Annotated in this window: 11 protein-coding genes; 6 read left to right on the top strand and 5 right to left on the bottom strand. The window is 30.1% G+C overall.

Features of this window, described 5'->3' with window-relative positions; genetic code table 11:
* Positions 1 to 46: 46 nt before the first annotated feature.
* Genes KV700_RS13990 through KV700_RS14000 form a run of 3 tightly spaced genes read left to right on the top strand, consistent with a single transcriptional unit; the run spans position 47 to position 3431 of the window.
* On the top strand, positions 47 to 607 hold the full coding sequence (locus KV700_RS13990) for a DNA-3-methyladenine glycosylase I (RefSeq protein WP_166385790.1): 561 nt from the start codon (positions 47 to 49) through the stop codon (positions 605 to 607).
* Positions 604 to 1365 (top strand): hypothetical protein, encoded by a 762-nt coding sequence (locus KV700_RS13995; protein ID WP_166385788.1) that lies wholly within the window; start codon positions 604 to 606, stop codon positions 1363 to 1365. Before KV700_RS13990 ends, KV700_RS13995 begins: the two co-directional genes overlap by 4 nt.
* A gap of 38 nt (positions 1366 to 1403) precedes the next feature.
* Entirely contained in the window at positions 1404 to 3431 is a 2028-nt protein-coding gene (locus KV700_RS14000; protein WP_218598248.1) for a dipeptidyl peptidase 3, read from the top strand.
* A gap of 151 nt (positions 3432 to 3582) precedes the next feature.
* Here the strand turns inward: KV700_RS14000 and KV700_RS14005 are convergent, their stop codons facing one another.
* The 3 genes from KV700_RS14005 to KV700_RS14015 all read right to left on the bottom strand — a co-directional run bounded on the left by KV700_RS14005 (position 3583) and on the right by KV700_RS14015 (position 10207).
* Complete coding sequence (locus tag KV700_RS14005; RefSeq protein WP_218598249.1) at positions 3583 to 4539, bottom strand: type IX secretion system membrane protein PorP/SprF; 957 nt, start codon at positions 4537 to 4539, stop codon at positions 3583 to 3585.
* Positions 4536 to 9245 carry an Ig-like domain-containing protein gene (locus KV700_RS14010; protein ID WP_218598250.1) on the bottom strand — a complete coding sequence of 1570 codons (4710 nt, stop codon included), beginning with the start codon at positions 9243 to 9245 and terminating at the stop codon, positions 4536 to 4538. Before KV700_RS14010 ends, KV700_RS14005 begins: the two co-directional genes overlap by 4 nt.
* Before the next feature lie 755 nt (positions 9246 to 10000).
* Positions 10001 to 10207: a hypothetical protein gene (locus KV700_RS14015; protein ID WP_166385780.1), complete on the bottom strand. Its 207-nt coding sequence runs from the start codon at positions 10205 to 10207 to the stop codon at positions 10001 to 10003.
* 219 nt (positions 10208 to 10426) lie between these two features.
* Between KV700_RS14015 and KV700_RS14020 the strand changes: the two genes are divergently transcribed.
* Positions 10427 to 10813, top strand: coding sequence for a nucleoside triphosphate pyrophosphohydrolase family protein (locus tag KV700_RS14020; RefSeq protein WP_166385778.1), 387 nt, complete (start codon positions 10427 to 10429; stop codon positions 10811 to 10813).
* A gap of 131 nt (positions 10814 to 10944) precedes the next feature.
* Here the strand turns inward: KV700_RS14020 and KV700_RS14025 are convergent, their stop codons facing one another.
* Positions 10945 to 11427: an ABC transporter ATPase gene (locus tag KV700_RS14025; RefSeq protein WP_166385776.1), complete on the bottom strand. Its 483-nt coding sequence runs from the start codon at positions 11425 to 11427 to the stop codon at positions 10945 to 10947.
* A gap of 183 nt (positions 11428 to 11610) precedes the next feature.
* Positions 11611 to 12222: a thioredoxin family protein gene (locus tag KV700_RS14030; RefSeq protein WP_218598251.1), complete on the bottom strand. Its 612-nt coding sequence runs from the start codon at positions 12220 to 12222 to the stop codon at positions 11611 to 11613.
* A gap of 212 nt (positions 12223 to 12434) precedes the next feature.
* On the opposite strand from KV700_RS14030, the gene KV700_RS14035 reads away from it, so the two are divergent.
* Positions 12435 to 13103, top strand: coding sequence for a hypothetical protein (locus KV700_RS14035; protein WP_218598252.1), 669 nt, complete (start codon positions 12435 to 12437; stop codon positions 13101 to 13103).
* A 3-nt stretch (positions 13104 to 13106) separates the two neighbouring features.
* A complete protein-coding gene (locus tag KV700_RS14040) occupies positions 13107 to 13625 on the top strand; it encodes a nuclear transport factor 2 family protein (RefSeq protein ID WP_218598253.1) in 519 nt (172 codons plus the stop codon).
* The last annotated feature ends 63 nt before the right edge of the window (positions 13626 to 13688 follow it).

The raw sequence follows: 13688 nt of genomic DNA on the forward strand, positions 1-13688 counted from the left end.
GTTTTTAATTGATTTAACATTAATTTTCAACCTTAATAAAAAATAAATGAAACAAAGATGCTTTTGGGTAACAGACAGTGACTTATATAAAAAATATCATGATGAAGAGTGGGGAGTACCCGTTTATGATGATAATATTTTATTTGAGTTTCTTATATTAGAAACCTTTCAAGCGGGTTTAAGTTGGATTACAATTTTGAATAAAAGAGAAAATTTTAGAGTTGCTTTTGATCAATTCGATTATAAAAAAATTGCAACTTACTCCGAAAGTAAATATGAATCTTTACTACTAGATTCTGGAATTATTAGAAATAAACTTAAAATTAAAAGTGCCATTACAAATGCACAATTATTTATAGAAATTCAAGAAGAGTTTGGATCTTTTTCTAAATTTATTTGGTCTTACGTTAATAACAAACCAATTATTAATAAGTTCGATAATAGAGAAGAAGTACCGGCAACAACAGCGCTATCAGATAAAATTTCTAAAGACTTAAAGAAGAGAGGTTTTATATTTGTAGGATCTACTGTAATATATGCGTACATGCAAGCTGTTGGTCTGGTAAATGACCACACCACAGATTGTTTTAAATGTCCATTAAAATGAAGTTACTAGAGATTCCAAAAGAAGATCTAAAAAAAATAATTTCTGTTTTTAATAGAAAAATAGGGTTATTTATTTTTTTTGTATTTGTTTTATTTTTTGATAGTAGCTTTTTTTCTGAAAAAGTATCGAATTCTCAAATTACAATTAACTTAATAATGTTTGCGGGTTTTATTGCCCTGTACTTTAGATCTACTCCACGCGTAAAAGAATTAATGCTGTATGCTGTGTTTTTAGGAATTGGTGGAGAATACCTGTTTTCTAGAGGATTACAAATGTATACCTATAGATTAGAAAACGTGCCTTTATATGTGCCAATAGGGCATGCAGCTTTATACGGTAGAGTTTTTAAATTTAGCACTGCGCCAATAGTTAGAAAATATGATAAAGCTGTAGAGCAATTCTTATCAGTATTTATAGCTTTACTGTCTACAATTTATTTAGTATTTTTTAATGATGTTTTTGGTTTTGTAATGACAATAGGTGTTTTTCTTTTACTTTGGAAAAGGCCTAAGGATAGATTATTTTTTTATGCAATGTATATTTTAGTAGCAATTCTAGAAATTGGAGGTACGGCATTTGAATGTTGGAAGTGGCCAAGTACAGCCTTTGGTTTTATAGAATTTTTACCAAGTAATAATCCACCAAGTGGTATTAGTTTGTTTTATTTTTTATTAGATATTGGATGTTTTTATCTGTATACTTTAAGACACAAAATAGCATGGTCTAGATTAAAAAGTATCCGCAGAAAGAGTACTTAAAATTTGTACCTTTATACATCAATAATAAACTTAATAAAATGAATATAAAACAGACGATTTTTAGTTTTTCAGTTGCTGTATTATTGGCTTCTTGTACTGCAGAACCCAAAAAAGAAACAGAAAAAACAGCAGTAGAATTTAACCATTTTGTAGAACAATTTGCAGATATTAAAGTATTGCGTTATAAAATACCAGGGTTTGAAGAGCTTACTTTAAAAGAAAAAGAACTTGTTTATTACTTAACACAAGCAGGTTTGTCTGGTAGAGATATTATGTGGGATCAAAACTATCGCTATAATTTAAGTATTAGAAAAGCTTTAGAAAATATCAACCAAAATTATACAGGAGATAAGGAAAGTGAAAACTTTAAGTTGTTTAAAACCTTTTTAAAAAGAGTTTGGTTTTCTAACGGTATTCATCATCATTATTCTAATGATAAATTAAAACCAGCTTTTACAAAAGAATATTTTACAGAAGATTTATTAGAAAATTCAAACATAGAATTGTCATCAGAAATAATTGAAATTTTATTTAATGATGCTGATAATAAAAAAGTAAATAAGAAATCTGGAGTTGACAATATTTTGTCATCAGCAATTAATTTTTATGGACCAGATATTACAGACAAAGATGTTGTTGATTTTTACAAAACAGCTTATAAAGGCTCTAAAGAGCAACCAATTGAAGCTGGTTTAAACTCTAAATTAGTAAGAGAAAATGGAAAATTGGTAGAAAAAACTTGGAAATCTGGCGGAATGTATGGTGCTGCATTAGATGCTGTTATTGGTTGGTTAGAAAAAGCAAAAGGAGTTGCAGAAAACGATAAACAAGCACATACTTTAGAGCTATTAATAGAATATTACAAAACAGGAAGTTTAGATGTTTGGGATCAGTATTGTGTTGCTTGGGCAACTTCTACCGAAGGAAATATAGATTGGATAAATGGTTTTATAGAAGTATATAACGATCCAAAAGGATATAGAGGTTCTTATGAAACGGTTGTTCAAATTAAAGATTTTGACATGTCTCGTAAAATGAAAGTTTTATCGGACAATGCGCAATGGTTTGAAGATAATGCTCCTTTAGATCCCTCTCACAAAAAAGAAAATGTAGTTGGGGTTTCTTATAAAACTGTAAATGTTGCAGGTGAAGCAGGAGATTCATCTCCAAGCACACCCATTGGTGTAAATTTACCAAATAACAATTGGATTCGTGAACAACATGGTTCTAAATCTGTTTCTTTAGGAAACATTATTGGAGCATATAATAGTGTAGGTGGAACAGATCGTTTAAAAGAATTTGCTAATGACGAGGAGGAAGTTCGTTTAGAAGAAAAATACGGTCAGATTGCAGATAAATTACATACTTCTTTACATGAAGTTATTGGGCATGCTTCTGGTGTAATTAATGAAGGTATAGGACAACCAAAAGAAACGCTTCAAAATTATGCTTCTACAATGGAAGAAGGTCGTGCAGATTTAGTTGGTTTATATTATTTAATGGATGCCAAATTAGAAGAATTTGGGTTGACAGATAATTACAAGGAGTTAGGGATGGCTGCCTATGATGGATATATTAGAAATGGTTTAATGACACAATTGGTGAGAATTAATTTAGGAGATGATATTGAAGAAGACCACATGGTAAACAGACAATGGGTTTCTGCTTGGGCTTTTGAGCAAGGTAAAAAAGACAATGTTATAGAGAAGGTTGTTAGAGATGGTAAAACGTACTTTAATATAACTGATTATGATAAATTAAGAGAAATATTTGGACGCTTATTAAAAGAGGCGCAACGTATAAAATCTGAAGGTGATTTTGAGGCTGCTAAAGCTTTAGTAGAAGGGTATGGTGTTAAAGTAGATCAACAAATTCATGCGGAGGTTTTAAAAAGAAACGAGCAGTTTAAATCGGCTCCTTATAGTGGTTTTGTAAACCCTGTTTTAGTTCCAGATTTAGATGAAAATGGACAGATTTTAGACGTGAAGGTAACGCAACCAGAAGATTTTGAGGAGCAAATGTTATTTTACTCTAAAAATTATAATTTTTTAGGAACTGAAAATTAAAATCATTTATTCCTGATAAGGAATGTCTTTAAATAATCATAAAAAAAAACCGATTCTGAAGAGAGTCGGTTTTTTTATGATTATTAAATTGTGAGCTTATTTTATCCTTTATTAGGTGAACAATAAACAGTCTTAAGTTAATGAGAATGCTTTAAAAATAGCAACGGTTATGAAACAACCAGCGCGTATTTCTTTTTAAATCTAAATCAAAAGTAACTATAATTTCATGAGAGCTTAAGTTACTTCCATAATTAGCCAACCTAACATCATAAGAATAACCAACTCTATATTTTTTATTGATAACTAAAGCAAACACAGCACTCATAGATTCTTTATAACGATAAGATAAACCTGCCTCAACTTTTTCTTTATAAATAAAATTAGCGTTTAGATCTACAGAAACGGGTAAGCTAGGAGTGTATTTTATAATCGTTGAAGGCTTAAATTTTAATTCTTCAGACATTTCGTAGATATATCCTGATGCTAAAAAGTAGTTTTGGTTGCTTATTCCAAAGTTTTCATCAAGATTTTCTAGTGTTTTAAACTGACTAGATTTTAATATATTAGGAATGGATAATCCTATAAAAAATTCTTCAGTATAATACAATCCTCCAAAACCAATATTTGGGTAACTTCCATTTGTAGAAGCATAGGTTTCATTATCTGGTGTTACGCCTCCTGCATAATTGTTGTTAAAAAAAGTAATACCACCTTTTAATCCAAAAGAGAGTCTTTCATAGCGAGATATAGGCAATGTATAAGAGACGTCTAAATTTATATTATTACTATTTGCTAAACCTAATTTATCGTTTATAACTGTTGCTCCAAAACCAAAACCGGCTGCTGTTCTTCCGTTTATGGAGAATGTTTTAGTTTCTGGAGCTCCTTCTACACCAACCCATTGCTGACGCGCTAATAAAGAGATGCTTAAATCTGCTCTAGAACCTACAAACGCAGGGTTTATTACCTGCATATTATACATGTATTGTGTATAATGTGGTGTCTGTTGTGCGTAGTTAAATGTGCTAAAGAAAAGAATTAGTAAGACACATGTAAAAAGCGTTTTATCTGTGATTCTTAAATTGTTTTGGGGGCTTTTTTGTATCATCTTATTAATTGGATAAAGCTTTTCTTAGGTTTTGTAACACCATCGTTATAATCTAAAGAGTAATAATAAATGCCTTCTGTAACAGGTTTTCCGTGGTTGGTTCCGTCCCACCAAAGTGGATTTGCATTACCATTGTTTTTATAATCGAATACTTGACCTCCCCAACGGTCAAGTATCGTTATTCTAAAGTTTGGATATTCTTCAATTCCAGAGATTTTATATAGGTCACTTTTTCCATCGCCATTTGGCGAAAAAAGATTTGGGTAATCATTGTCTTTTATAGTTCCCGTACCAAAAACGGTTGATGAATGATTAGAAACACCTGTAGATATTATTTTAACCTCTAGGCGCATTGTTTCTGTATCTTCGTTTATAGTGTCATCTATAGTTTTTACATCTTGAGTTGTAGATGTTTCAAATGCGGGTATGGAAGCGGTGGTAAATTCTGCATTATAGTCTTCTAAATCACTTGCTGTTTCATTAACCGTTTCTAAATTAAAGTTAATAGGTAAAGAGTTCTGCATTGACTCATCCGAATCTGGATTTACGAGTGAAACTGTAAAAGTTAAAGTACGTCCTTCTATAACAGTAACATTGTCTATTATAACTTTAGGGTCTGGGTTTATATCTAAAATTATACCTGTTTTAGTTAAATCTTGCGCTCCAATATGAGCAGACGCTACAACGCCGACAACGTTTATAAATTCATCTGGTTCGTTTATATTGTCTATAAAAGTAGGAATATTAAAAGTGCTTTCTGTATTTGCGTTATTAGGATCTGTTGTTTCGGTAATGGTTAAAGATTTATAAAAACTTTGGTAATCTTCTGGACTAATTGCAGTTCCGTCTGTGGTATGTATGTCTATGTAAATAGGTCTAGAAGATGGGTGGCTTAAAGTAACTTTATGTTCTAAATCATCACCTTCATCAGTTGTAGAGTTATTCATGGTAATAGATGGTACATCTTCATCATCTAAAAGAGTACCAACCCCACTTATTTCTGTGTTAATTGTGTTGTTAGAAGTTATGTTACCTTTTAAAGTAAATAATTCATCTAGCTCATCAATCTTGTCATCTAAAGAATTTATCGTAAACGTATTTGTATCTGTAAAAGGGTCTATTGTTAAGGCTTTAGAAGTTACTTGTTTATAATCATAAGGCGCAATTGCTATATTGTATTGCTCTGCAGTTTCTGTACCGTCTTTTGTTGAAAAAAGAATTGTAATTGGTGATGCACTTTGAATTAATTTTGATTGATCTGTCTTTTTAACTAACAAGATTGTGAATTCTAAATCTTCTCCTTCAATTACGGATACATTATCAATAAGTACAACAATCGCTATAATTTCTCTCCAGTCTCTTTCTGATGTATCAGGGTCATCATTATTAGGGAAATCTGTAGGTACTTGATTATTTGTTGGGTTTACCAATGCAGTATTATTGTCATAAGCATCATCTAAACCATCATTATCAATGTCTAAATTTAGTGGGGTCGTTTCTGCAATTCCATCATTATCTAAATCCCAAGCTTCAATAGCATCATCACGAATGTCATTATCAGAATTGAAATCGATATAATCTGGTTCAGCATCACGATCTGTATTTGTTGGAGTAATTCCTTTTGGGTAGGCAGTATCTATACCTAAAATATTAACAATACCGTTTGGTGCTTTATAGTTAGCGGTGGTTTGTCCTTCAATATTATCTACTATTCCATCTCCATCTGCATCGATATCTATAAAGTTAGGGTAGCCAGTTGTATCTGTATTAAGTACTATGTATTTAATTGAGGCATTGATAGTATCATTGTTTTCTAGTGTGTTGTCAAAGCCGTTTGTACCAACACTATTATTTGTACTACCAGAGCGATTTCTATCTGTAGATGCATTTCCGGCTTCTACGATGTCTAAAATACCATCGTTATCACTATCTAAATCTAAGTGATTAGGAACCCCATCATTATCAAAATCAAAAATATCTACAATACCATCAGTATTAGCATCAATACCATAATGGGTATCTCTATAATTAGGTATAAAATCTCCGTCATGGTCATCTAAAGGATTTAATCCGTTGTATTCATCAACATCTAGTATGGTGTCATTATCATCATCAATATCAACAGCGTTAGAAATACCATCATTATCGGAATCTGTCGTGGCATTAACAGCTACAAAACCAGATGAGCTTATAATTTTATTTAAAGGATCTGTTGCTGTAAAACTAGAAGTGTTATTACCAATACAGTCTTCATAAAAAACCACTGTAAACTGAACAGTAATGGTTTCTCCTCGCATTAATATACCAGAAGTACCATCAAAAAAATTAATATCTGATGTTCCGTTGTAATTAGGGTTTAATATTGGGTCTGCTGTTGCTGTTGAGTTCTCTATAAAAGGAGTTGTAACAGAAACGATATTACCAGAACAAATTTTATTTAAATCGTCTTGTAGATTTAAGTTTTCTAATTGTACAATGTTACTATTGTTTTTTATGGTAAGTTGAAACGTAATTTCATCATGTTCTAGAATACCATTAGGAATTTTATTAACCTCAGAAATTGCTTTCTCATTATTATTGGCAGAGGTAAATAAAAACACCATATCCTTAGAAGTGCAACTGCATTGCATTGCAGATGTTACTGGTGCTGTAGATGAATTTGTTGGGTAATATCTATCTAAATGGTTTCCTAAACCATCAGACCAATTAACAAAAGAGAAATTTTTATTGTTAGATGAGGTTGACTCATCGAGTCCGTCTAAACCTCCTTGGGTTTGTGAAAACTTTAATTGATCAAAATTGTTAACTCTAGTAGAGGAGAAAGGTTCTGTTAAATAATAGATTTCTAAAATTACAGTTTCTCCAGGTTCAAGAGAATTATTTGGCATTAGTAATTTTGTGTTTGTTCCTCCGTTATAAGAAGTGTTAACAGTAACATTAGGCCCCGAAACCTGAGTAACTTTAAGCTCTCTAAAAACAATACCTTTGCTTAAGAAATCGCCTAAGCCCATGTTGTAATTAACATTATTAGCTGTAGCGGTACCTTCATTTGTTAAGATAACTCTATTGGTATAATCAAAAGTACCGTCTGGGTTTACTTTTGGCTTTTGTTCTGGGACATATAATCCTCCAGCTACAACAGCTTCTGTAGTATGAAAATCTTTAAGTAAAAGACTTTTAGAATGGTTACCTATTGTAGAGGTTACCTCTGCTACATGATTAAAATCGATTCCAGAACCAGAAGGAGTAGGGGTAGGTCTACCACCACAAAAAGGATTTACTGTTACACAAAATTCAATGTTTATAGATTGCCTTGGGTATAAAATGAAATTATCTATAGCATCTTTGTTAAAAAGAGAATTTGATGTAGCATTTAAAAAATCATTATTTACAGCATCTGTATTAAATTCAGTAGGGTATGGGTTGTCTATAAAATCATGAACATCAGTTGTATTCACCGTAACGCCTTCTATTTGTTCTACACATCCATTGCCGTAAATGCTATTCAAATCATTTGTTAAATTGATGTTTTTTATAAGGTTTTCTGCATGGTAATCTCTTGCAGTACTTGTGTTTCTAAGTGTTAAGCTATATTTAATTTTATAGACTCCGTCTACCGTATAGCCTTGGTTACAGCTAGATAAAGAGCTTATTTCTAGTAAGTCGGTTATGTGTTCTACCGTTAAATATAGATTCGCAGAATTTGTAAAAGTTCCGTCAGAAATAATATACTTAATTACAGGAATATTCCCTGTGTAATTTTTAGTAGGGATAAAAGTATAGCTACCATCTGGTTTAAAAGAGATGCTTCCTCCTGCAAAAATTGCTTTTTGATCTGTGTTGTAAGTTGTTCCGTTTACTATAAAATTGATAATTGATAATGCGTTATTATCTTGGTCACTGTCATTTACGAGTACACCAGGAGCTTCTACACTTAAAGTAGTATTTATATTTGCAGTATCATAATCATCCTTAGCATCTGGCGGATATAAATTAATAATTTTTACAGTTAAGTTAGCAGTACTTGTAAAAGTTCCGTCTGAAACGGTATACTTAATTGTTGGAATTTTGTTGTTATAATTAGCGGCAGGTATAAAAGAAAAACTACCATCTTCATTTATGGTAATAGATCCTTCAGTAAAACTTGCTTTTTCACCTGCATGATAACTAACAGTATCTATTTTAAATTCTGTAATGGATAAGAAGCTTTTGTCTTTATCGGTATCGTTACTTAATATACCAGGCGTATCAACATTAAGTGTTGCGTTTGTTTCTGTAGTATAATTGTCATTTTTAGGATCTGGCGCATATAGGTTATTAACTTTAAGAGTCAAATTTGCAGAAGCAGTATACGTGCCATCAGAAATTACATAATTAATTGCAAGAGTAATATCATTATAATTAGTGGTAGGAGTAAAAAGAAAACTACCATTTGCATTTATAGTAATGGTTCCATCGGTTAAGTTGGCAGTGTCACCTGCAGCATATGTGATACTATCTAATGTAAATTCTGTAACCTCTAGATCGTCGTCATCTATATCCGTATCGTTACTTAATAAACCAGGAGTTTCAATTCTTAATTGGGTGTTTGATGTAGTGGTATAATTATCATCTATTGCTACAGGTGCTGTTTGAGCAGAAGTAAATTGATAGAAAAGTAAAAAGAATATAAATATTTTATATGTATAGTTTTTAGGGGGTATCATTCTTTAGGGGGATTAAATGATTTTAATAAAAAAGTGTAAATATTGTCAGATAGTTTGTTATGTTTTGGATAGGGAATAATTTATACCTAAATATGTTGTGCTAACAGATAAGTATAAAGAGTTCTTCTTTAAAGTAGTGTTATTTTGAATAGCATTATTATCCTTTTTGGATTCTGGATCTGCTAGAGCAAACTTATTGAATAATAAAAAGAATACTAAAAATAGTAACGCAAGGGATACTACATATAATATAAATGTACTGGTTTTGTTTTTTTTAGAGGATATCATTCTTAGGGGATTAAATGATTTTAATATTTCTATTAATTATTAGTAAAATGTATTATGTTTTGTTTTTTATGGTCTTTAACAAACAAGGTAACTTGAATAAAAACTAGTTAACAACTGAAAAAATTCATTTAGACCTATGCGATTAATCGGAAGGTCTGGGTTGTTAATTGTTAATGAGGTGTTTGTTTTTATAATGTAATTATCAGCTGGAGCAACAGAAGTTGCAGTAGCAAACTGATAAGGAAATATGAAGAATGCAAGTAGCTTGCATTTGTTTTTATTTAAGGGTATCATTCTTTGGGGGATTAAATGATTATATGTTTCTATTAATATATTGTTAAATGTACAGAAAAATATTTTAAATAGTACTTGTTTTTATTTTAATTTTTTTTTGGCGTTTTAAAATTAGTACAAATAATAAGGGTTTATTTTGATTTTTTTTATGTTGTAAAATAGTGTAAATTAAATTATTGACCCCATAATATTCTAATAGCAACAAAAATAGCAATAACAATTAGGCTATATATAAGTACTTTCTTACCAGTTCCTTTATAATAACGTTGGTGGTTTTTTATATCTTTTTTATAACTATAAATCATTAAAGCTACAAAAGCTATCAAAAATAAGATCATAAAAACAATTCTTCCTGTTGTAAAATAAGCACTTAAAAACATAATTTGTATTCTTTATAAGTTGTGGGTTAATGGTAAACAAGAAGCTTTTATTTTATCAGAAAGTTTCTATATATTGTCTAACTAAAATTAATAAAATTCTATTTTGCAAAATTACAAATTAAATGAAGAACGTCCTTGTTTTTGGTGTAACTTCTAAAATTGAATATCACTTGCTAAATTAAAATAAACAATAAAATTATAAAATAAATCGAATATATAATGAAAAACAAAATAGCAGCAGTAACTGAATTTCACACCGCTTTTAAATTAAATATGAATCAAAAACCAATTGCAAGTATTGGTAAAGATAGAAATACACTTCGTTTTAACTTAATGAAAGAAGAAAATGAAGAATATTTAGAGGCAGCAGAAAATAATGATTTGGTTGAGGTTGCAGATGCCTTAGGAGATATGCTGTATATTTTATGTGGCACAATTATAGAACACGGAATGCAAGATAAAATAGAAGAAGTGTTTAATGAAATTCAGCGTAGTAATATGAGTAAATTGGGTGCAGACGGTAAACCTATTTACAGAGAAGATGGTAAAGTGTTAAAAGGACCTAATTATTTTAAACCAAATATTGGTGCTATTTTAGATAAATAGACAATTATAGAAAGTGAAATTTGTATCGAGAATTAATTGTAGCTATTCCTCGATACAAGTTTTTTATAAAAGGAACTTGTAATAACATTATAAAGACAAATTAGATTTTACAATGTAAACAAGATAGAATGTTATAAATACCTATTGTACCAGCTTTCTTCAAGAGGAATTTCCCAATTGTTATCAAAGTCCACTTTTGTAGTTATTAAATTATCAAAAATGATGCTTTTTGCTGTTACAGCTTTATTTTTAAGTAGTTTTTTAAAGTCTTTTAAATCTTTGTATTGTACGTATTCTCCTTGTTTAAAACAAGCATTCATTTTGTCTAACAATTCTACGTCATGTTCTTGTTGAAGTTCTAAGATAAAAGAAACAGATGCATCTATATCTGAGTTTGTTAACGTAGAATTTTCGTCATCTGCAAACAGCACAATAAATCTGTTGTATAAAAATTGGTAGGAAGCTTTAAAGTTTTCATCGTCAGATTTCCAGCTTTCTAGAAAGTCTTTTAATTTACTTTCAATACCTTCAATTTCATTCGGATAAAATTTTCTACTAGAAGGGTATACCCAAACTTTTGCTTCTTCGGTAATTGTGGAATAATCTACAAACATTTATATATAATTTTCTGTGCAAATATACAGAAAAGAGAAGTGGTTGTTTAAAAAGTTTTCACATTGTCTTATAGAACTTACTTCAGTATCTTAAATTACTAAAAACTCAATAATAATAAGATTCTGAAATAAGTTTATGGTGATAATAAATATTCTTTTAAGACACCTATTTAAAATTTCTTTTTATACTTCTTTTGCAAGAGATTTTGTAGCAAGTTCTATAAAATCTTCTTGTATATTTTGTCCCTTGTTTTTGTTATACCAAACTTGTAAACCTTCCTTAAACGGAGCATCTATAACACCATGTTTGGCTTTATAATCTGCAACCATTTTTGTAGCTTCACTTGGTCTAGGTCCCCAAGTATTTATTACATTATTATCTTTGTCTAAAGCTATTAATTTAGGTATTGATTTACCTCCATTAGTTAAAAACAAGTTCATTAAATCTTCGTGCTCATCTCTTAAAGCCAATTTAAGATTAATAAGACTATTTGTTTCTGCAATTTTATTTATAACAGGTAAGTTTTGCGCAGCATCTCCACACCAACCTTCTGCAAGTACTAGCCAAGTTTGAGGCTCGTTAATTTCTTGCATTTTAGTTATTGTTTCTTCAGAAATTTTTATTGTTTTATCTAAACGCTTCATTCTTTTATCGTTTAACAAACTATAATTTGTTAAAGCTTCAGATTGATTAACTCCTGTAGCTTTTCCTTCTGCTAATAAGTTACTTACTAAATCTCTATATTCTCTATAAGATAATACGTTTTCTAAACTTTTTTTAATAATTTTTTTCATCTCCTAATATTTTATACAAAGGTATTTTTATTCATTGTAAAAAGCAGTAACCTTTGTTACAAATCTCTTGTTTTTTATTATTAATGTAGACGAGAAAAAATGAATATCTTACATTCTTTGTTTAAATTTAATAAAGACTTTTGTTACAATTTACTTAAATAAATAAGAGATGCTTTTAAAATGCTTATTTTTACCACTTATTATATAAAATCGTGAAACAAACCATATACTTATTACTGTCTGTTCTTTTGTTTTCTTGTGGTAATAATAAGCAAGAAACAAACAAAGAGCTTCAAGAAACTCCAAAATTAAGTATTCCTGTAAAGCATATTTCTGTAGAAAATGTTAAGACTATTTATGCATCTGAAATAGAAAATTGGAAAGAATTAAAAGCAGTAAATTCTTTTTTAAAGAAGTTCGATAAAGTATCGCCTAACGAAGCATTAAGTAATGCTTTAGAATTAAGAGATTTGGTTATCAGTTTAAAAGATAGTGTAAAGCCAGAGATTTTTGATACTCCTCCTTTTCAAACGAGAATTAATGTTTTGCATAATGAGGTGTTGAGATTGGCAGATTTAACTTTTATACCCGCAATTACCCCCGAAGAAGTTAATTTGCAGGTAGATAAAACAATCGCTGCTTTTTCTACAGTAAATTCAAAAATAAATAGCATACTTGCCAAAAAACGTTTCGAAGAAGAAATTGATGTAGATTTTAATTTTATAGGTATAGATTCTACGCAAATGGATAGTATTTCTAAGAAATCTATCAATTTAAAAAAGTTAGAACAAGACTCAATACGAAAAGAAAGAAAGCTGGTAAAAAGAAAAGATTTTATCAAGGTTTCGCCAGAAAAACAAAGGGTATTAAAGAGAGAATAATAAATGAAAAACTATTTTCTAATCTTAGTAATACTTATTTCTTTTTTTAACTGTAGCGTTAAAAAAGAGGTTAAAGATTTTCGAACAATTGCATCGATAAAAACCAATGCGAATACCTTATTAGATGCATGGCACAAAGCGGCTTCCGAAGCAAATTACGAAGGTTATTTTGGTAAGATGGACAGTCTTTCGGTTTTTATTGGCACAGATGCTACAGAAAACTGGAGTAAGACACAATTTCAAAAATTTAGCAAACCTTTTTTCGATAAAGGCAAAGCATGGTCTTTTAAACCTTTAGAAAGAAATATTTATGTAAACGAAGCCAAAGATTTTGTTTGGTTTGATGAGTTGTTAACAACTTGGATGGGGACTTGTAGAGGCTCTGGAGTTTTAGAAAAGAAGCAAAATGTTTGGAAAATTAAGCACTATGTTTTGTCTGTAGAAATACCAAATAATGATATACAAGCGGTTATTTTAGCAAAGAAAAAAAGTGATTCTATCTTTTTAAGTACAATTAACTAGTACTATTAGAAGCTATTTCCTGCTTGGATTTTATCTTGAGCGGTGTCGAAAGACTATATCTTT

Origin of the sequence: Polaribacter sp. NJDZ03, assembly GCF_019263805.1 — a bacterium.
In the GTDB taxonomy this organism is placed as follows: Bacteria; Bacteroidota; Bacteroidia; order Flavobacteriales; family Flavobacteriaceae; genus Polaribacter.